Raw genomic sequence first — 18,302 nt, 5'->3', positions numbered from 1 at the left:
TGCGGCTGTACCAGGTGCTTGCTTTGGTTGACGCTCAGGCGCTGGCCGGCGGCTGCCAGTCATCGGGGATGACCGCGATCACGTCGATCTCCATCAGCCACTGCGGCTGCCCCAGGGCCGAGATGCACAGCCCCGTGGAGATGGGAAACACGCCCTTGAGCCACTTGCCCACTTCCCGGTAGACGGGCTCGCGGTAGCGCGGGTCGATGATGTAGGTGGTGGTCTTGACGATGTGCGACAGGTCGCTGCCCGCTTCCTCCAGCAGCTGCTTGACGTTCTTCATCGCCTGCTCGGCCTGCTTTTGCGGATCGCCCAGGCCGACCAGGTTGCCCTCGAAATCGGTGCCGATCTGGCCGCGCACATAGACGGTGTTGCCGGCGCGCACGGCCTGGCACAGGTCGTTGTCCAGCGACTGGTTGGGATAGGTGTCCTTGGTGTTGAACATGCGGATGCGGGTATGGGTGGGCATGGTCTGGCTCCTGCAGGGGGTGGATGGGAAGGTGTCTCAGAGCGCGCTACCTGCTACCGGCTACCGGCTGCGGGCAGCGGCGTCGTAGTCGCTGTAGCGGCGCTGCTTGGCGATGTGGTCGGCCACGAACTTGGCGTCATGCCACACGCCCCAGATGAAGGACGAGCCACGGCGCGACAGCCAGGGCAGGCCCAGGAAGTAGATGCCGGGCTCATGGCCCACGCCGCGGTGGTGGCGCGGCTTGCCGCCGGGCTCGAAGCTGTCCACCTGCAGCCAGCTGAAGTCCACCCTGTAGCCCGTGGCCCAGATGATGGAGGTGATGCCTGCGGCGGCCAGGTCGAGTTCGCGCAGCGGATGGCGCACGCACTCGGGATCGGGCAGGCGCCTGCGCGCCTCGGGCTCCTCGGGCAGGTCCAGGCCGTTGCGGCGGATGTAGTCGTCGGCCGCATCCAGCATGGCCAGGTAGTTGGCGTCGCCGTTGGCGATGTTCTCGGCCAGGTCGTCCCGGAAGCGCACCCTGCCATCGGCGAAGGACTCGGTCAGCCCCACCAGGGTGATGCCCTGGTGTCCCAGCGCGCGAAAGTCCACGGTGTGGCCGCCGCGCGCGCCGCTGACGGCAATGGTCACATGCTCGCGGCCGGGCTTGGCAATGGCCGCATCCCATTCGCCCAGCACGCCCAGCCACCAGCAGAAATCACGGCCGCGGTAGGCGCGCGGCGGCCGGTCATGCGCGCCCACCGACAGGAACACCTTGCGGCCCGCGCGATGCAGTTCATCGGCAATCTGCACGCCCGAGGAGCCTGCGCCCACCACCAGCACGGCGCCTTCGGGCAGCTGCGCGGGGCGGTGGTAGTGCGCGGAATGGATCTGCAGCAGGCGGCCATCGGCGGGCGCAGCTGGCGCTATCGGCGGGATCACCGGCACCTGGAACGGCCCCGTGGCCGCGATCACGTTGCGGGCCTCGATCACGCCCTCGGACGTTTGCACCGTGAAGCCCGGCCGGCCCTGGTTGCGCGTGACTCGCCTGACCTCCACGCCGGTGCGCACGGGCGCCTTGATCTGGCGGACATAGTCCTCGAAGTAGTCGGCCACCTCGTCCTTGCCGGGAAAGCCGTCGCGGTCGCCCTTGAACTCCAGGCCCGGAAAGCGGTCATGCCAAGCCGGCCCGTTGGCCACCAGCGAGTCCCAGCGCCCCGTGCGCCAGGCCTGGGCGATGCGCTGGCGCTCCAGCACCAGGTGCTCTACGCCAAGCTGGCTCAGGTGTTCGCTGGCCGCGATGCCGGCCTGCCCGGCGCCGACCACGAGCGTGTTGATGGTTTGGATTTCAGCTGTCATGGTGTGGGTCTCTCAGGAAAAAAAGGCGCAGGCCGTCCCGCATCGGCGCGGTGCCGACTGCCTTGGTGTGGTCCGCAACAAAAAAGGAAAGAAGGTGAAGGCCGCCCGTGCGGCGCTACAGGTACAGGTGCTTCACCACGTCGTTGGCCAGCAGCTCGCTGGCCGTGCCCGAGGCCACCAGCTGGCCCTTGAGCAGCAGATAGCCGGTGTGGGCGATGGACAGCGCCGCCTCGGCGTTCTGCTCGATGAGCAGCACGGTGATGCCTTGGCTGTGGATGCGCTGCACCGTCTCGAAGTACTCCTCGATGAGCTTGGGCGACAGGCCCAGCGTGGGCTCGTCCATCACCACCAGGCGCGGCTCGCCCATGAGCACGCGGCCCAGCGCCACCATGGCCTGCTCGCCGCCGGACAGGGTTCCCGCTGCCTGCGACAGGCGCTCGCCCACCCGGGGGAACAGGGCCACCACGCGCTCCAGCGCCTGGGCAAAGCCCTGCTGCGGGCGCAGCGCGTCGTGGCCGATCTTCAGGTTCTCCTGCACGGTCAGCTCGGCAAACAGGCGCCGCCCTTCGGGCACGAAGCCCACGCCCAGGCCGGCCAGGTCCTCGGTGCGCATGCGCGCCAGCGGCTGGCCCATGACGCGGATGGCGCCGTGGTGCACGGGCAGCAGGCCCGCGATCGCCTTGAAGGTGGTGGTCTTGCCCGCGCCGTTGGGGCCCAGCAGGCAGACGATGCTGTGCTCGGGCACCTGCAGCGAGACCTGGTTGAGCATGTTCACCACGCCATAGCGCGTGCTGATGGAGTCCAGTTCAAGCATGGCTGGCCTTTCTGCCCAGATAGGCTTCCTGCACGCGCGGCAGCCGGCGCACCGCCTCGAAGCTGTCGTCGCCGATCTTGCGTCCGTAGTCCAGCACCATCACGCGGTGCGGCAAGGTGGCGATGAGCCGCATGTCGTGCTCGATGATGATGAAGCCCAGCGCCGGATTGCCTTCGCGCAGGCGCTGGATGTCGGCGATCAGCGCATCGGTGTCGCGGTCGTCCATGCCGCTGGAGGGCTCGTCCAGCAGCACGATGCGCGGCTCGGCGGCCAGGGCGCGCGCAACCTCCAGGCGGCGGCGGTCGGCCTGCGGCAGGCTGCTGGCCAGCACGTTGCGGCGCTGGTGCAGGTCGCTGGACACGCTTTGCAGCAGCGCGCAGGCGCGCTCGGCGCAGCGCTTCATCTCGGCGCGCGAGACGGCCGGGCGCAGCAGCGCGGTGAGCACGCCGCAGCGGGTGCGCGCGTGCATGCCGATGATCACGTTGTCCAGCACGCTAAGCGAGCCGAACAGCCGGCTGGTCTGGAAGGTGCGCGCAATGCCGGCGCCCGCGATGTCGTGCGCGGCCATGCCCTTGAGCGAGCGGCCTTGCAGCAGCACCTCGCCCTCGGTGGGCTGGTAGATGCCGGTCAGCAGGTTCAGCAAGGTGGACTTGCCCGCGCCGTTGGGCCCGATGATGCCCAGCACCTCGCCCGCCGCCAGGCGGATGTCCACGCCCTGCACCGCCGTCAGGCCGCCGAAGCGCATGGTCAGGCCACGCCCCTCCAGGACCAGCGGGCCTGCGGTCGCGGCATGTGCGGCGTGTTGGGGGGGATGGGAATCAATGCTCATGGTTGCGCACCCGTTGGGGGAAGATGCCGCGCGGGCGGATGATGAGGAAGGCGATCACCACCAGGCCGTAGAACAGGATGCGGTAGTCGGAAAACGCCCGCAGCTTCTCCGGCAGCATGGTCAGCAGGAAGGCGCCGACGATCACGCCCAGCGTGTTGTCCATGCCGCCTGCAATCACCAGCGTCATGATGGTCACGGACACCAGGAAGGTGAAGTTGTCCGGCGAGATGAAGCTCACATAGAACGCATACACCGTGCCCGCGAAGCCCGCCAGGAAGGCGTCCACCGCAAAGGCCTTGACCTTGAACCAGGTGACGTTGATGCCGCATGCGCGCGCGGCGATCTCGTCGTCGCGCAGGGCATTCCAGGCCAGTCCCACGCGCGAGCTGTGCAGGCGCTGCGCCGAGACGATGGCCAGCCCCAGCAGGGCGACGGCCACGTAGTAGAAGTTGGCCTGTCCCGGCAGGCTGTGGCCCCACAGCGTGATGGGGTCGTTGAACGAATGCCCGAACAATGTGGGCGAAGGAATGCCCACCAGGCCGTTGGCGCCGCCCGTCCACTCCAGGTTCATCAGCAGCTGGTGCACGACGATGCCGAAGGCGATCGTCACCAGCGCCTGGTAGCTGTCGCGGGTGCGCATGGACGGCAGGCCCAGCAAAAAGCCGAAGACCGTGGCCACGGCGGCGGCCACCAGCAGGCAGATCCAGAAGCTCACGCCGAAGTGGATGGCCAGCAGGGCTGACGCATAGGCGCCGATGCCGTAGGACGCGCCAGTGGCGAAGTTCGGTATGTTGGCGCTGCCCAGCTGGAAGTTCAGCGCCAGCGCCAGCACCGCGTACAGGCAGGCGATGATCATCAGGTGCATGGCGTAGCTGTCACCGCCCAGCACCCACGGAAACACCAGGGCCAGCACCACGCCCGTGCCCACGGCCAGCGGCCTGCACTGGCCGAAGGCGGCCACGATGCGGTCTTCCACCACCGGGCGTTTCTGCACCGCGACCAGGGCCACGGCAAAGCAGGCCAGCAGCGCCAGCACCGTGATCCAGCTTTCGGCCAGCAGGAACTGGCGCAGCAGCACGGCGCCCGCCAGGGCCACGCCCAGCACGATGGCGGCCGAGCCCGCACTCCGTGGCGCCGCCTGCGGCGGCGCCTGTATCGTCGTTGTCTGCATCACACCTTCTCCATTTTCTGAACGCCGAACAGGCCGGCGGGGCGAAAGATCAGCACCAGGATCACCAGGGCGAACACGAACACCAGGCGGTACGAGGTGCCGTTGGGCACATAGCCCTGCACGATGGTCTCGATGGCCGCAATCAGCAGGCTGCCGACAATGGCGCCCCCCAGCCGCCCCAGGCCGCCGACCACCGCGGCGGAAAAGCCGATCAGCCCCGCCTGCACGCCGAAGTCAAAGCGCACCACGCCCGCATAGCTGGCCAGGAAGATGCCGCCCACCGCGCCGGTGGCCGAGGCAATGAAGAAGGTGTTGCGAAACACCGGCCCCGGCGCAATGGAGAACAGCCGCGCGGTTTCGCGGTCCTGCGACACGGCGCGTATGCGCATGCCCATGGGCGTGTGGTGCAGCACATAGAGCAGCACGCCCACCAGCGCCACCGCCACCAGCACCGAGACCACGCTGATCAGGGGCAGCGGCCCGAACGGGGTGGGAACGGCCCCCTGCGCAATCGCCGGGAACGCGTGCGGATTGCTGCCCTGCGGGTACAGGTGGCGGATCAGCTCGCGGATCACGATGCCCAGCGCCACCGTGGCCACCAGCGGCATCATGGCCGGCGCATTGCGAAAGCGGCTGATCACCAGCCGGTCCAGGGCGATGCCCAGCCCTCCCACCGCCGCAATGGCCACCAGGCAGGCCAGGCCCAGCACCAGCCAGGGGGCCGAGCCGCCCAGCGCGGTGGCCAGGGCCTGCACGGCCGCCAGGGCGATGAAGGGGGCGACCATGGCCACGTCGCCATGGGAAAAGTGAATCACCTGCAGCACGCCAAACAACAGGCTGAAACCCAGGGCAAGCAGGCTGTAGATGCAGCCCAGGGTCAGCCAGTTGATGAGTTGCTGGAACAGCGCGTCATGCATCGATAGGGTTCCTCTTGTGTCGGGTTCGGCCGGGTTGGCGGGGCTTCGCTTGTCTCCATGTCACGCAACCATTGAAGCAAGAAACCGCACAAAACCTGCGTCGCTTTTGCCGAGGCGCTGCTTCGGAAAACGCGATCCAGTCCCGGGCCGGTGCGGCGATACATTGATCCGGCGGCGTTGCCAGACAGCGCCGGCCAGCCCGCCATGCACCGTGGCGCCCGGCCGCCCCGGGCCCCGCCCGGGCCGCCATGGCTGCCCCTCGTCTTCACCTGAACAGGACCGACCGACCATGCAAGCCTTCACGACAACCACCGCCCTCCTGCCATCGCGCAGGCGCCTTGCCGCATCCGCCCTGGCGCTGGCCGCCGCCACGCTGGCCTGCGGCGCGGCCTGGTCCCAGTCCACCGTGAAGCTGGGCTTCATCGGCCCCGTCAGCGGCGGCAACGCACAGCAGGGCCTGGGCGCGAAGAACGGCTTCCTGCTGGCCATAGACCAGTGGAATGCCACGGCCGGCGTGCCGTTCAAGGTGGAGGGCGTGGTGCTGGACGATGCCTCCGACCCGCAGACCGGCGTGTCCGCCGCGCTCAAGCTGGTCAACGACCGCGACGTGGTGGGCGCCATCGGCCACTGGAACAGCCCCGTGGCCCTGGCCACGCTGCCGGTGTTCAACCGCGTGCAGATGCCCTTCATCGTCTGGGGCGCCATCGGCCCCAAGATCACCGACCAGAACTTCGCCAACACCACGCGCGTGACGCCCACCCTGGTCAACGAGAACAAGCCCCTGGCCGCCTGGGCCGCCACGGGCCTGGGCGCAAGAAAGATCGCCATCATTGCCGACACCAGCGACTACGGGCGCGCCAACCTGGCCTCGTTCGGCAGCTTCTACAAGGCAGAAAAAGGCAGCGTGGTGGCCGAGGAAAGCTATCCCGTGGGCACCACGGATTTCCGCTCCATCCTCACCAAGATCAAGAGCCTGAACCCCGACGCGGTCTACTTCGGCGGCGTGATCACCGAGGCCGGCATCGTGCGCAAGCAGATGGCCGAGCTGGGCATGAAGCAGCCCATGCTGGGAATCAGCGGCATCTTCGATCCGCAGCTCATCCAGATCGCCGGCCCGGCCGCGGACGGCACCATCGTCGGCACGCCCAAATCGCAGACCAACCCCCGGCTGGACGCCATGAGCCGCGCCTATGCCGCCAAGGGCTATGCCGACTCCGAGAGCCCGTACACCAAGTACGCCTACGACGCCACCGGCATCCTTTTGCAATCGCTCAAGACGGCAGGCACCAAGGACCGGCAGGCCGTGGCCAAGGCCATCCGCGCCATACGCTACGACGGCGTGACCGGTACCGTGACCTTTGATGCCAACGGCCAGACGCAGGTGCCCGTGGAGCTGCAGCTGCACGAGGTCAAAGACGGCAAGTGGGCCAGCCGCTGATGATCAGGACAGGCAGCCAGTACCGCGACTCCATCCGCGATGGCCGGCGGGTCTGGATGAACGGCGAGCGCGTCAAGGATGTGACCACCCACCCCATGTTCAAGCCGCTGGTGGACATCCGCGCGCGCATGTACGACCTGCAGCACGAGGCCGCGCTGCGCGACGCGCTCACCTGCGACGAAGGCGACGGCGAGCGCCACCCCATCGCCCACAAGCTGCCGCTGACACGCCAGGACTGGTGGGACAAGCGCCGCGCCACCGACCTGCTGCTGGAGGACATGGGCGGCGTGGTCATGCGCGTGGGCGACGAGAGCGTGGGCGAGATGTGGTCGCTGTTCGACGGCCAGGACGTGCTCAACGAGCTGGACCCGCGCTTTTCCGCCAACATCCGCACCCACATCCGCCGCGTGGTGCGTGGCGACCTGTTCCACGTATCGGCCAACACCGACCCCAAGGGCGACCGCTCGCGCCTGCCGCAGGACCAGGACCCCGACGTGCTGCTGCACGTGGTCAAGGAGACCGATGCAGGCGTCATCGTGCGCGGCGCCAAGTACGAGACCGCCGCCGCCTATGCCAACCAGGCCTTCACCAAGCCGGGGCTGGCGCACTGGGGCGACGCGGCGCAGTCCGAATACGCCATAGGCTTCATCTGCGACCTGGGCGCGCCCGGCCTGCGCTTCATCTGCCGCCCGGGCCTGGCCGCCCGCGCATCGGCCCAGGACCATCCGTTGAGCCATCGCTTCGACGAAGTGGACGCCATCGTGGTCTTCGACGACGTGCTGGTTCCCTGGGAGAACGTGCTGTTCTACCGCCACACCCGGGCCGCCCATTTCCTGCGCGAGACGCTGCACCGCTACTCGGCCTTCACCTTCCTGCAGCGCAGCCTCAAGCTGGCCGACATGCTGATAGGCACGGCCCTGCACAACGCGCGCCAGACCGGCGTGGAGAAGCTGCAGGCCGTGCAGGACAGGCTGGCCGGCCTGGCCTGCTACCGCGAAGGCATCAACGCCCACCTCACGGCCTCCATCGCGCTGGCCGAGCGCAGCCCGGCCGGGCTGATGATGCCCAACCAGTCGCTGCTGTTCACCGGAAGGTCGCTGGCCACCGGCCAGCTGCACCACATGATGAACACCGTGCGCGAGCTGTGCGGCGGCCAGGTCTGCCTGACGCCGGACCACGCCAGCTTCGAGAACGAGGAAACCGGCCCCTGGCTGCGCAAGTTCTACACCCTCGGCCCGCAATCGCAGGCCGACGACCGCCGCAGGCTGCTGGCCTATGCGCGCGACCTGCTCGACTCGGACCACGCCGGCCACCGGCTCAGCTTCCAGCTGTTTGCACAATGCCCGCCCTACGCCCAGACGGCGGCCGTGTACCGGCATTTCAACTGGGATGCGCCGCTGGACTTCGTGGGCAAGTCCGCCGGTCTGACGGACCGCGTGAAGGCCACGCAGGCGCCGGCCCAGGGCGACGGTGCGGTGGCGCAATGGTTTCGCAATCACAACGCCAGCGACTGAAGGCTGCCGGGGCCCGACCGCCGCACAATGCAGGCGTCTTGCGGGAAGGGCCTCTTGCAGCGCGGTCCGCCGCTTGGTCAACTACGCGGCGGATCACCCTGGCCGCCCTCCCCCTCTCCACCTCTTGCACACCGTGCTGACACGACTGACCTTCAGACAATTGGAATACTGCGTGGCAGCGGGCGAGTTCGGCAGCATTGCCGAGGCCGCCAACCGCATCCATGTCTCGCCTTCGTCCATCTCCTCGGCCATCACCCAGGTGGAGGCGGAGCTGCAGGTGCCGCTGTTCGTGCGCCACCATGCGCAAGGCCTGTCCGTCACACCCGCAGGCGCCGAGGTCCTGCGGGAAATCCGCAGCCTGCTCGACCAGGCCATGGCCTTGTACGACGTGGCCAGCAGCGCGCAAAACCAGGTGCGCGGCCCCGTGCGCGTGGGCTGCTTCACCACGCTGGCGGCCATGGTCGCCCCCGAGCTGTGCCAGGGATTCGCGCGCGCCCACCCCAAGGCCACGGTCACGCAGATCGAGGACCACCAGGAAGGCCTGATCCACAAGCTGCGCACCGCGCAGATCGATGTCGCCATCACCTACGACCTGCTGGTGGCCGAATCGGACATCTGCTTCGAGCCCCTGGCCCAGCTGCCGCCCATGGTCATCGTCAGCGAACTCAATCCGCTGGCCAACCACCGCTCCACCACGCTGGAGGCGCTGGCCCAGCTGCCCATGGTCCTGCTGGACCTGCCCCTGAGCCGTGAATACTTCATGTCGCTGTTCCGCGAAGCCGGCGTCTCGCCCCTGATCGCGGCCCGCAGCGCCAGCCCCGACGTGGTGCGCTCCCTGGTCGCCAACGACGTGGGCTACTCCCTGGTCAACGTGCGCCCGCGCAACTCCCATGCGCTGGACGGCAAGAAGATCGTCAACCTGCACCTGAACGGCAACCACCGCCCCATGAAACTGGGCCTGGCCTGGGCCCGCGAACAAAAGCCCCGCCATGTGGTGGAAGCCTTCATGCACCGCTGCCGCAGCTTCATCTCCAATGAATACATTCCGGGGATGACGGCGCCTGGGCGCGGGGAGGCGAACTGAGCGGCGCGCAGACCGAATCAGGGAGCCCGTCAGCTCGTGCTCTTGCGCACCTCGTAATGCAGCACCGCCATGCCCTCGCCGATCTGCCGCACGGACAACAAACGCAACACCGGATGCAGCACCCGGCGCGGGAACAGCGGCTTGCCCCGGCCCAGCGTGGCCGAGCCCACGCTCAGGATCATCTCGTCCAGCAGGCCCGCGTCATAAAACTGGCCTGCCAGGTCTCCGCCTCCCATGATCCAGAGGTTGCGCCCGCCTGCCGCAGCCTGCATCTGCGCATGCACGGCACGCACATCACCGCTGACAAACCGGATATCGGCCCCCGGGATACCAGGCAGCGTGCGGCTGGAAAACACCCAGGCAGGCTGCGTATAGGGCCACGCCGCCCCGGTCTCCTGCGCCACCGTCTCCGCGTGGCGCAGCATCCATTCGTAGGTGGCCGACCCCATGGCCAGCGCGCCCACGCCGGCAATGAACTCCGCGTAGCCCGTGGCCTGCATGTCGCCCAGCGGGAACAGCCAGTCCAGGGAGTCGTCCTCGGTGGCCAGGAATCCGTCGAGTGAGGTGGCGGCGAAGTATTGGGTTTTCATGGGGGAGATGGTAGCCAGGCAGGCGCGGCACGGCCATCCGCCCGGGTGTCGTGCAGGCCGCGCCTGGACCCCATCGTCAAATTTCTTTTGAAGCCGCCTTCAGTCTTGCGGGTCTTTTTCAATTGAAACACCCAGGTCAACATCGCTCCATGCCCAGACGACTTGCGAACCGGGTTTCCGCCACCGCCCCAACACCTCTACAGCTCCGCCAAGAAACCGCATGACCACCGCCTCCACGCCCCTGTTTCGCCCCCTGCAGCTCGGCCCGCTCAGCCTGCCCAACCGCATGGTGATGGCCCCCATGACGCGCAGCCGCACCAGCCAGCCAGGCGACGTGCCCAACGCATTGATGGCCACCTACTACGCACAACGCGCCAGCGCCGGCCTGATCGTCTCGGAAGCCACCCAGATCTCCCGCCAGGGCCAAGGCTACAGCTTCACCCCCGGCATCTATTCAGAGGCGCAGGTGGACGGTTGGCGCCGCGTCACGGACGCGGTGCACGCCGCCGGCGGGCGCATGGTGCTGCAGCTGTGGCACGTTGGCCGCATGTCGCATGCCAGCTTTCACGCCGATGGCCTGCCGGTCGCGCCTTCGGCGCTGTCGCCCCAAGCGCAGGTCTGGGTGGTCGGCGACGACGGTGTCGGCCGCATGGTCGACTGCCCCGTACCGCGCGCACTGAGCGCACAGGACATCCAGGACGTGATCGGCGACTTCCGCAGGGGCGCGGCCAATGCGATGCGTGCCGGCTTCGATGGCGTGGAAATCCACGGCGGCAACGGCTACCTGATCGATCAGTTCCTGCGCACCACCTCCAACCACCGCACCGACGCCTACGGCGGCGGCATCGCCCAGCGCACGCGCTTCGCCGAAGAGGTCGCGGCCGCCGTGGCGGGCGAGGTCGGGGCAGAGCGCACCGGCATCCGCCTGGCGCCCTTCATCACGCAGCGCAACATGAACTGCCCGCAGATCATCGAGACCATCCTGCATCTGGCCAGCAGGCTCGACGAGATCGGCCTGGCCTACATCCACCTGTCGGAAGCCGATTGGGACGATGCGCCCGAGATTCCGCAGGACTTCCGCCACGCGCTGCGCCGCGCCTACCAGGGCAAGGTGATCGTTGCGGGCAAGTACGACGCGGAGCGCGCCCAAGCCATCCTGCACGAGGGCCTGGCAGACCTCGTCGCCTTCGGCCGCCCCTTCATTGCCAACCCGGACCTGCCGGCGCGCTACGCCGCCCAGGCGCCGCTGGCCGCATTCGATCCGAAGGCCCTGTTTGGCGGCGACGCGCGCGGCTACTCGGACTACGCAGCCCTGGCCACTGCCTGAAACCCTCCTTGCTCTCCCTCCTTGCTATCCCCTCTTCCTCAACCTTTGAAAGCACGACCATGAAAGCCGTTGGATACCAGAAGCCCCAGGCCATCAGCCAACCCGAATCGCTGATCGACATCACCCTGCCCGATCCCGTGGCCACCGGCCGCGACCTGCTGGTCGAAGTCAGGGCCGTGTCCGTCAATCCGGTGGACACCAAGGTGCGCGCCAGCGGCGCGCCCGCCGAGGGGCAAACGCACAAGGTGCTGGGCTGGGATGCCAGCGGCATCGTCAAGGCTGTGGGCCCCGAAGTCACGCTGTTCAAGCCGGGCGACCGCGTCTGGTACGCCGGCTCCATTGCGCGCCCTGGCACGAACAGCGAACTGCACCTGGTGGACGAGCGCATCGTGGGCCACGCGCCCAGGTCGCTGGACTTTGCACAGGCGGCGGCCCTGCCCCTGACCGCCATCACCGCATGGGAGATGCTGTTCGACCGCCTGGGCATCGCGCCGGGCAAGCACCCCAGCCACAAGACACTGCTCATCATCGGCGCCTCCGGCGGCGTGGGCTCCATCCTCACGCAGCTGGCCACGCGGCTGACCAGCCTTACCGTCATCGGCACCGCATCGCGGCCTGAGACGCAGGCCTGGGTCAAGGAGCTAGGCGCCCACCACGTGATCGATCACAGCCAGCCGATTGCCGACGAACTCAAGCGCATCGGCTTTCCCACGGTGGACCTCATCGTGAGCCTCACGCAGACCGACCTGCACTTCGCACAGATCGTCGAGGCGATCGCGCCCCAGGGAAAATTCGGCCTGATCGACGATCCCGCGTCGCTGGACATCACCAAGCTCAAGCGCAAGTCGGTGTCGGTGCACTGGGAATTGATGTTCACCCGCGCCCTGTTCGGCACCGACGACATGATCGGCCAGCACCGCCTGCTCAACGAGGTTGCCGCACTGGTCGATGCCGGCCTGATCCGCACCACGCTGGCCGAGCGCTTCGGCAGCATCAATGCCGACAACCTCAAGCGCGCCCATGCCCTGATAGAGTCGGGCAAGGCGCGCGGCAAGGTGGTGCTGGAGAACTGGGGCTGAGCCATGAAGACAGAGACCATTTTCAACCTGGCCATCCTTGAGGCGAAGGCCGGCCAGCAAGACCAGCTGCGCGACGCCCTGCGCGCGCTGGTGCCATTCACCCGGCAAGAGCCCGGATGCCTGGACTACACGCTGTTCGAGCTGGCGGACAAACCCGGCACCTTCTACATGCGGGAGTCATTCAGGGACCAGGCAGCGCTGGATGCGCACTTCCGCATGCCGTACTTCAAGGCGTTCGAGAAACGCTTCGACGAACTGCTGGCACGCCCCCTGCAACTGGTGGGCCTGAAGGAAGTGCCCTGACGGGCGGTACGGGCCTGGGCGGAACGGACCCGGCCGACGACTAGCGCGCGGCTGCAACGCGCCGCCCCCACGCTGGCGGCAGCGTGGGGGTTGCCGCCGACAGCTCGTCCCATACGTACTGGGCGGCAAAGCCGTGGTGACGGCTGCGTGAGCGCACCAGGCAGGCTTGCCGGCCCAGATTTCTTTCGGCCAACGGGACTGCGTCCTGCACGTCCAGGCTCATTGCCGCGGCACCGTTGAGCAGCGCAACCATGCCGTTTTCACGGGCGGCATGCACCAGGTCCTCCAGCGTATCGGACTCCAGATGCACGCCCGGCTTCAGCCCCTGCGCCGCAAAGGCGTTGTCGAGCTGGCGCCGCATGGCGTATTCGCTTGGCAGCAAGGCCAGGGGGTGGTTCGCGACCTCGCTGAGCTCCAGCAGGCGTCGCCGCCGCCGGGGCTTCAATCCCACGGCCACCACGGGCTCGTCGAAGCAGGCCAGGATCTCCAGATCGGCATGCGGCTCCGGGTCGAAGCTGACGGCGAGATCGAAATCGCCACGCAACACGCCCTCCACCAAGGCCTGTGCGGTGCGCCTGCGCAGTGCGATCGCCAGCTGCGGCCACTGCGCCTGGGCCCTGCGCACGACGGGCAGTACCCAGCATCCCGCGTAGGACTGCACCAGGCCGATGCGCACCAGGCCCGCCACGGTGCTCGCACGCGCCTGCACGTCGCGCAGCGCCGCCTGCAGCTCACTGAGGCAGGCCGACACCCGGCGGTCGAGCTCATGTCCGGAGGCCGTGGCAACGGCGCGCCCGCTCGCACGGTCGAACAGCTGCACGTCCAGGGTCGATTCCAGCAAGGCGATCTGCTCCGACAGCGCCGCCTGCGAGATCGAGGCATCGCGTGATGCCGCACTGAAGCTGTGCGCCCGCATCGCCGACACGAAGTAGCGCAACTGGCGCAATGAGACGAGATCGAGGGGGTCGCGGCTGCGTGCGGACATGGCCATCGGATTATCCGATAGGCGCGGCCAGAAAATGCGAATTGCGAAGAAACAAGGGCCTGCCGACACTACGGCCACGAGACAACTCTGGTCACGAGAGCACCGATGAAACGACGCAACTTCCTTCAGTACGCCAGCACGGCGACGGCCATTTCAGCCTTGGGCGCAAGCCCCTCGGCGCGCGCACAGGCATTCCCTTCCAAGCCCATCCGCATCATCTGCCCCTATCCGGCAGGTGCGACCACCGATGCCGTCTCCCGCCTGATGGCGAATGCCTTGCAGACGGACAGCGGCAGCACGGTGATCGTCGACAACCGCAGCGGTGCGGGCGGCAACATCGGCACGGAGGCGGCAGCACGCGCCGAAGCCGACGGCTACACGCTGCTGCTGGGCGCGCTCGGCCCCATGGCCGCGAACCCGGCGCTGTACTCCAGGCTCAACTTCGATCCGGCCAAGGACTTCACACCGCTGGCATGGGCCGCCTCGGTGCCGTTGATCTGGGCCGTGCATCCCTCCTTCCCGGCGACCACGGCCAAGGAGGCGCTCGAATGGCTGCGCAAGAACCCGGGCAAGTTCTCCTACGCATCCGCCGGCAACGGCACGCCGCAGCACCTGGCGGGAGAACTCGTCAAGCGCCAGACCGGCACCTCGATCCTGCACATTCCCTACCGCGGCTCCGCGCCTGCACTCAACGACGTGCTGGGCGGCACGGTGCAGATGGTGTTCGAAGCCACGCCGGCCATCCTGCAGCATGTGCAAAGCGGGCGCCTGAAGGCGCTGGCTGTGACGTCCGCCAGGCGCATTCCCGCGCTGCCTGGCGTGCCCACGCTCAAGGAATCGGGTGTGGACGCCGAGATCAGCGGCTGGTACGGCTTCCTCGCGCCCGCCGCGACCCCGGCCGACCGCAAGGCCTGGCTGGTCAAGCACATGGGCGCGGCGCTGGCGGCCAAGGCCACGCAGGACAGGCTGGCCGAACTCGGCTCGGTGCCCATCGACAACTCGCCCCAGGCATTCGCACGCCTGCTGGACAGCGAGCGGGCACGCTGGCAGACGCTGATCCGCGAAGTCGGCATCAAGCTCGACTGAAGGCGCCGCCCCATGCCGCACATCGCCATCGAGGTATCGCCATCCTTGCTCCCGTCGATCCAGTGGGAGCCGGTCCTGCACGCCATGCACCTTGCGCTGGCCGAGCGCGGATGGGCACGGCTCGCGGACCTGAAGTCGCGCGTGGCACCCATCGCCGTCGGACTGTGCGGCGAGGACCCCCACGCGCAGCAACTGATCGCCACCCTGACGCTGACCAACCCGCGCCCGCCGCAGATGTGCTCGGCCATGGCCGAGGTCGTGTTCGAGCATCTCGCGCGCGCGATCGGTGCGATCGGCCCGATCGCCCCGTTCGAAGTGCCCCCGGAGTCAGCGGCGTGGGTGCAGTGCTGCGTGTTCCTGCAGGAGCACCCGAAGTCGCACTACCTCAAGCGGCAATGGAACGCGCCGCCGCCCGCTCCCTCAACTCCATGACAACGGGAAAAGCGCCATGTGTTGCGGTTGGCGGTTGGCCGCTGATCGCTGATCGCGCGCTGCCGGCTCAGGCCGCCAGGCCTGCGGCCAGTTGCCGCACGGTCCGGGCACTGGCGCCCTTGCCGGTGATGGCCACCGCTGGGGGGTGGGCCAGCATGCGCTCGAAGACCTTGCGCACTTCCTCGGCCCCGATGCCATCGATCATCGCCAGCGTTTCGGCCACGGATGTCACGCTGCCATGGGCAAAGAGGTCTTCGACAGCGCGCTCCATGGTGGCGTAGGTCCGCTCGCCCGCACGCACCCGCGAGACCGCCAGCTGGTTCTTGGCCCGTTCCAGATGCACGGGGTCAATGCCGGCAGCCTGGGCGCGCAGCAGGCTGCCTGTCGCTGCCACCAGCGCTTCGAGCTTGTCCGGCGTCGTGACCGCATGCACGATGAAGTTGGCCCAGACGTCACCGCCCTCCATCGCCGCATAGGCCGTATAGGCCAGTCCGAGCCGCTCACGCACGGTATCGACCAGGGGCGACGACATCCCCTCGCCCAGCAGATGGGCCGCCAGCGAGGCCACGAGACGCGCACGCTGCGGGTGCTCGCCCTGCAACTGCTCGAACACCAGGGGATAGGCCAGGTTCACGAACACCTGGGACACCTGCGTGAAACGTTGCGCCAGGGCCTGCCCCACATACTTTGCGGGCTGAGGGGGCAGCGCCACAGCGGGATCGGCCGACGCAGGCATGCCGGCGAACAGCTGCGCCGCCTGCTCCAGCCAGGCCGGCACATCGAAGTTTCCGGCCGCGACGACGACGGTCTTTTCTCCCACGTAATGGGTTTGCACATGGCGCACCAGATCCTGCCGGGTGAAGCCTTCGATATTGGCCACCGTGCCGATCACCGGCATGCCCATGGGGTCATCGCCCCAGATGGCGCGGTCCAGCAGATCGCCGGCGCTGTCCTCCGGGTCCTCTTCGTACTCGATGGCCTCCTGCCGGATCACCTGCAGCTCCCTTTGCAATTCATGCTCGGGAAACACGCTGTTCAGCACGATGTCCGCAATCATTCCCAGCAAGGCCTGCGCATGCCAGCCCAGGCCGGTCATGAAATAGCCGGTGATGTCCTTGCCGGTGAAGGCGTTGACCTCCGCGCCCAGCCGCTCCGCATCCAGGTTGATCTCCTGCACGGAACGCGTGTGCGTGCCCTTGAACGCCATGTGTTCCAGCACATGGCTGATGCCGTTGCTGGTGGAGGTCTCGTCGCGGGAGCCCACGCGCAGGAACACACCCACGCTGACGCTCTGCAAATGCGGCATGGGCAGCGCCAGCAGCCGGACCCCATTCGCAAGAGTGCGCAAGGCCATGGCAGGCCGCTCCAGTTCGGTTGCCGCCAGGGGCTTTTCTTGAATCATGGGCTATTGTCGTCGCGCTCCAGAGGATGCGCAGGGCAGGTCTCTTCAGCCCTCTTTCGTGCGTCTGTGATCAAAGCTGCGGGGAGCTCGGCCGCAGCCCATGCGCCACCAGCACACAGCAAGGCGGACAAGGTCTGGGACCCTGCGCGCTACCCCTCAAACTAGCTGGATCTCTGTCGCGAGGCACGATGGAACCATTTCTCATTTCCATACAAACAAACATGCTGACCATTGATTTCGATGACTTCAAATTCGATATCGTGCCGACTTCTCGTTCCATCGAGGAAGATGGCGTCCCTTATCGGGACTGGTTGACTCTCAATGTAAAAATCACGGACAGCAATTTTTCGGGCAGTGTTCAGTGGTTGACAATGCCAGCCGAAATCAAAAAATTCCAGCAAGACCTTTCACAGGCCTATGGATCATTGATAGCGGGCAATTTTGATATTGAACCTGTCCAACTCTCGGGGATCGAGCCTCAATTTCTGCTTGCCATCGGGGTGGCGAACGCATGGGGCCACCTGTTCGCGAAATACACCATGAAGGACTCCCCGGACGGCCCCGAGCTCAAAGGCTCGTTCGGATTGGATCAGAGCTTTCTTCCCGAATGGATCCGTGACCTGGATGAATTGCTGGAATTCCGCGGCCATTAAGAGCGGCTAACACCACTTGGTCAGAAGCCCCCCGCAGAGCGTTATGCTCGCTGCCCTCATGGCACGACGACCCGTAAGCAAAGAACTGTGGCGACAGCTACAACCTCTCATCCCAGCCTTCGTACCTTCCTCCAAAGGTGGTGCCCGCAAGCTCGCAGTCAGCGATGAAGCCGCTCTCAACGGCATCCTGTTCGTGCTGCAAACAGGCATTCCATGGGAAGACCTTCCCCAATCTCTTGGGTACGGTAGCGGCATGACTTGCTGGCGGCGCCTGCGCGACTGGAATGCCGCTGGTGTGTGGGAACAGTTGCACCAGGCCATGCTGACTCGCTTGTGTGAACATGACCAAATCGATTGGAGCCGAGGCAGCATTGATGGCTCCTCGGTACCAAGCCCCCGGGGGGCCAGGAAACGGGGCCCAACCCGACGGACAGAGGCAAGCTCGGCTCCAAGCGACACATCGTTGTAGATGCCAGAGGCATCCCGCTGGTGATTTTGGTCAGCGGCGCGAACCGGCACGACTCCAAGATGTTCGAGAGGTGCGTGGACGCGATTCCTGCGATTGCTGGCCTGCCAGGACGTCCCCGTAGAAGACCGGCAAAGCTGCACGCCGACAAAGGCTACGACTTCAAGCGATGCCGAGCCCACCTGAGGCAGCGGGGCATCATTGGCCGGATTGCCAGACGAGGCATTGAGAGCAGCGAGAGGCTGGGCAAACACCGGTGGGTGGTGGAGAGGACGCACAGCTGGTTTGCAGGCTTTGGCAAGCTGCGAATCCGCTTTGAACGACGGCTGGATATCCACGAAGCGTTGCTGAAATTGGCGGCAGCGATCATCTGCGCACGATTCGTGGATCGGTGGTGTTAGCCAGTCT

Annotated in this window: 19 protein-coding genes; 10 read left to right on the top strand and 9 right to left on the bottom strand. The window is 67.1% G+C overall.

From position 1 onward, the window contains the following. Positions 1–34 precede the first annotated feature (34 nt). From AC5I49_RS08980 to AC5I49_RS08955, 6 genes are all read right to left on the bottom strand, one after another. A complete protein-coding gene (locus AC5I49_RS08980; RefSeq protein WP_012204875.1) occupies positions 35–469 on the bottom strand; it encodes a RidA family protein in 435 nt (144 codons plus the stop codon). Between the two features lie 60 nt (positions 470–529). Next, entirely contained in the window at positions 530–1,804 is a 1,275-nt protein-coding gene (locus tag AC5I49_RS08975) for a flavin-containing monooxygenase (RefSeq protein WP_495789208.1), read from the bottom strand. Positions 1,805–1,919: 115 nt separating this feature from the next. Continuing rightward, positions 1,920–2,618, bottom strand: coding sequence for an ABC transporter ATP-binding protein (locus AC5I49_RS08970; protein ID WP_016448200.1), 699 nt, complete (start codon positions 2,616–2,618; stop codon positions 1,920–1,922). Continuing rightward, positions 2,611–3,447, bottom strand: coding sequence for an ABC transporter ATP-binding protein (locus AC5I49_RS08965; protein ID WP_495789207.1), 837 nt, complete (start codon positions 3,445–3,447; stop codon positions 2,611–2,613). The genes AC5I49_RS08970 and AC5I49_RS08965 overlap by 8 nt, the downstream gene beginning before the upstream one ends. Further along, positions 3,437–4,618 (bottom strand): branched-chain amino acid ABC transporter permease, encoded by a 1,182-nt coding sequence (locus AC5I49_RS08960; protein WP_016452302.1) that lies wholly within the window; start codon positions 4,616–4,618, stop codon positions 3,437–3,439. Before AC5I49_RS08960 ends, AC5I49_RS08965 begins: the two co-directional genes overlap by 11 nt. Continuing rightward, positions 4,618–5,535: a branched-chain amino acid ABC transporter permease gene (locus AC5I49_RS08955; RefSeq protein WP_016452303.1), complete on the bottom strand. Its 918-nt coding sequence runs from the start codon at positions 5,533–5,535 to the stop codon at positions 4,618–4,620. The genes AC5I49_RS08960 and AC5I49_RS08955 overlap by 1 nt, the downstream gene beginning before the upstream one ends. A 289-nt stretch (positions 5,536–5,824) precedes the next feature. On the opposite strand from AC5I49_RS08955, the gene AC5I49_RS08950 reads away from it, so the two are divergent. From AC5I49_RS08950 to AC5I49_RS08940, 3 genes are all read left to right on the top strand, one after another. Further along, on the top strand, positions 5,825–6,973 hold the full coding sequence (locus AC5I49_RS08950; protein WP_013802993.1) for a branched-chain amino acid ABC transporter substrate-binding protein: 1,149 nt from the start codon (positions 5,825–5,827) through the stop codon (positions 6,971–6,973). Then, positions 6,973–8,487: a 4-hydroxyphenylacetate 3-hydroxylase family protein gene (locus AC5I49_RS08945; protein WP_495789206.1), complete on the top strand. Its 1,515-nt coding sequence runs from the start codon at positions 6,973–6,975 to the stop codon at positions 8,485–8,487. Before AC5I49_RS08950 ends, AC5I49_RS08945 begins: the two co-directional genes overlap by 1 nt. A 133-nt stretch (positions 8,488–8,620) precedes the next feature. Beyond that, positions 8,621–9,571 (top strand): LysR family transcriptional regulator, encoded by a 951-nt coding sequence (locus AC5I49_RS08940; RefSeq protein WP_495789205.1) that lies wholly within the window; start codon positions 8,621–8,623, stop codon positions 9,569–9,571. A gap of 29 nt (positions 9,572–9,600) precedes the next feature. Here the strand turns inward: AC5I49_RS08940 and AC5I49_RS08935 are convergent, their stop codons facing one another. Continuing rightward, the gene (locus AC5I49_RS08935; protein WP_495789204.1) at positions 9,601–10,161 is read right to left on the bottom strand and encodes a dihydrofolate reductase family protein; all 561 of its coding nucleotides are present in this window, start codon (positions 10,159–10,161) and stop codon (positions 9,601–9,603) included. Between the two features lie 220 nt (positions 10,162–10,381). On the opposite strand from AC5I49_RS08935, the gene AC5I49_RS08930 reads away from it, so the two are divergent. From AC5I49_RS08930 to AC5I49_RS08920, 3 genes are read left to right on the top strand one after another with little or no spacing between them, the layout of a single operon-like run. Beyond that, positions 10,382–11,488 carry an alkene reductase gene (locus AC5I49_RS08930; RefSeq protein WP_016448207.1) on the top strand — a complete coding sequence of 369 codons (1,107 nt, stop codon included), beginning with the start codon at positions 10,382–10,384 and terminating at the stop codon, positions 11,486–11,488. Positions 11,489–11,547: 59 nt separating this feature from the next. Continuing rightward, the gene (locus AC5I49_RS08925; protein ID WP_016448208.1) at positions 11,548–12,567 is read left to right on the top strand and encodes a zinc-binding alcohol dehydrogenase family protein; all 1,020 of its coding nucleotides are present in this window, start codon (positions 11,548–11,550) and stop codon (positions 12,565–12,567) included. A gap of 3 nt (positions 12,568–12,570) precedes the next feature. Then, positions 12,571–12,870, top strand: a complete 300-nt coding sequence (locus AC5I49_RS08920) for a putative quinol monooxygenase (protein WP_074923462.1) — start codon at positions 12,571–12,573, stop codon at positions 12,868–12,870. 40 nt (positions 12,871–12,910) lie between these two features. Here AC5I49_RS08920 and AC5I49_RS08915 read toward each other — a convergent pair whose 3' ends face one another. Further along, entirely contained in the window at positions 12,911–13,855 is a 945-nt protein-coding gene (locus tag AC5I49_RS08915; RefSeq protein ID WP_227468457.1) for a LysR family transcriptional regulator, read from the bottom strand. A 105-nt stretch (positions 13,856–13,960) separates the two neighbouring features. Here AC5I49_RS08915 and AC5I49_RS08910 point away from each other — a divergent pair, with 105 nt between their 5' ends. Both AC5I49_RS08910 and AC5I49_RS08905 read left to right on the top strand, forming a co-directional pair. Continuing rightward, positions 13,961–14,941 carry a Bug family tripartite tricarboxylate transporter substrate binding protein gene (locus AC5I49_RS08910; RefSeq protein ID WP_016448211.1) on the top strand — a complete coding sequence of 327 codons (981 nt, stop codon included), beginning with the start codon at positions 13,961–13,963 and terminating at the stop codon, positions 14,939–14,941. Between the two features lie 12 nt (positions 14,942–14,953). Next, positions 14,954–15,373, top strand: coding sequence for a 5-carboxymethyl-2-hydroxymuconate Delta-isomerase (locus AC5I49_RS08905; RefSeq protein WP_495789203.1), 420 nt, complete (start codon positions 14,954–14,956; stop codon positions 15,371–15,373). A 67-nt stretch (positions 15,374–15,440) separates the two neighbouring features. Here AC5I49_RS08905 and AC5I49_RS08900 read toward each other — a convergent pair whose 3' ends face one another. Beyond that, the gene (locus AC5I49_RS08900) at positions 15,441–16,727 is read right to left on the bottom strand and encodes a M16 family metallopeptidase (protein WP_495789235.1); all 1,287 of its coding nucleotides are present in this window, start codon (positions 16,725–16,727) and stop codon (positions 15,441–15,443) included. A gap of 74 nt (positions 16,728–16,801) precedes the next feature. Here AC5I49_RS08900 and AC5I49_RS08895 point away from each other — a divergent pair, with 74 nt between their 5' ends. Next, positions 16,802–17,428 (top strand): WapI family immunity protein, encoded by a 627-nt coding sequence (locus tag AC5I49_RS08895; protein ID WP_495789202.1) that lies wholly within the window; start codon positions 16,802–16,804, stop codon positions 17,426–17,428. A 58-nt stretch (positions 17,429–17,486) separates the two neighbouring features. Next, positions 17,487–18,295, top strand: a protein-coding gene (locus tag AC5I49_RS08890) for an IS5 family transposase (protein WP_495789234.1) whose coding sequence is annotated in 2 segments (ribosomal slippage) — positions 17,487–17,817 and positions 17,817–18,295 — 810 coding nt in all. Because the reading frame shifts where the segments join, the coding sequence is not laid out codon by codon here. The last annotated feature ends 7 nt before the right edge of the window (positions 18,296–18,302 follow it).

The organism is Delftia sp. (assembly GCF_059499305.1).
The sequence above is the reverse complement of the archived record's forward strand: the minus strand, read 5'-3'. Positions and strand labels throughout refer to the sequence as shown.

Excerpts from the sequence above, each read along its gene's own strand:
- AC5I49_RS08980 (WP_012204875.1), bottom strand. The coding sequence starts at position 469 with ATGCCCACCCATACCCGCATCCGCATGTTCAACACCAAGGACACCTAT.
- AC5I49_RS08975 (WP_495789208.1), bottom strand. The coding sequence starts at position 1,804 with ATGACAGCTGAAATCCAAACCATCAACACGCTCGTGGTCGGCGCCGGG.
- AC5I49_RS08970 (WP_016448200.1), bottom strand. The coding sequence starts at position 2,618 with ATGCTTGAACTGGACTCCATCAGCACGCGCTATGGCGTGGTGAACATG.
- AC5I49_RS08965 (WP_495789207.1), bottom strand. The coding sequence starts at position 3,447 with ATGAGCATTGATTCCCATCCCCCCCAACACGCCGCACATGCCGCGACC.
- AC5I49_RS08960 (WP_016452302.1), bottom strand. The coding sequence starts at position 4,618 with ATGCAGACAACGACGATACAGGCGCCGCCGCAGGCGGCGCCACGGAGT.
- AC5I49_RS08955 (WP_016452303.1), bottom strand. The coding sequence starts at position 5,535 with ATGCATGACGCGCTGTTCCAGCAACTCATCAACTGGCTGACCCTGGGC.
- AC5I49_RS08950 (WP_013802993.1), top strand. The coding sequence starts at position 5,825 with ATGCAAGCCTTCACGACAACCACCGCCCTCCTGCCATCGCGCAGGCGC.
- AC5I49_RS08945 (WP_495789206.1), top strand. The coding sequence starts at position 6,973 with ATGATCAGGACAGGCAGCCAGTACCGCGACTCCATCCGCGATGGCCGG.
- AC5I49_RS08935 (WP_495789204.1), bottom strand. The coding sequence starts at position 10,161 with ATGAAAACCCAATACTTCGCCGCCACCTCACTCGACGGATTCCTGGCC.
- AC5I49_RS08930 (WP_016448207.1), top strand. The coding sequence starts at position 10,382 with ATGACCACCGCCTCCACGCCCCTGTTTCGCCCCCTGCAGCTCGGCCCG.
- AC5I49_RS08925 (WP_016448208.1), top strand. The coding sequence starts at position 11,548 with ATGAAAGCCGTTGGATACCAGAAGCCCCAGGCCATCAGCCAACCCGAA.
- AC5I49_RS08920 (WP_074923462.1), top strand. The coding sequence starts at position 12,571 with ATGAAGACAGAGACCATTTTCAACCTGGCCATCCTTGAGGCGAAGGCC.
- AC5I49_RS08915 (WP_227468457.1), bottom strand. The coding sequence starts at position 13,855 with ATGTCCGCACGCAGCCGCGACCCCCTCGATCTCGTCTCATTGCGCCAG.
- AC5I49_RS08910 (WP_016448211.1), top strand. The coding sequence starts at position 13,961 with ATGAAACGACGCAACTTCCTTCAGTACGCCAGCACGGCGACGGCCATT.
- AC5I49_RS08905 (WP_495789203.1), top strand. The coding sequence starts at position 14,954 with ATGCCGCACATCGCCATCGAGGTATCGCCATCCTTGCTCCCGTCGATC.
- AC5I49_RS08900 (WP_495789235.1), bottom strand. The coding sequence starts at position 16,727 with ATGGCCTTGCGCACTCTTGCGAATGGGGTCCGGCTGCTGGCGCTGCCC.
- AC5I49_RS08895 (WP_495789202.1), top strand. The coding sequence starts at position 16,802 with ATGCGCAGGGCAGGTCTCTTCAGCCCTCTTTCGTGCGTCTGTGATCAA.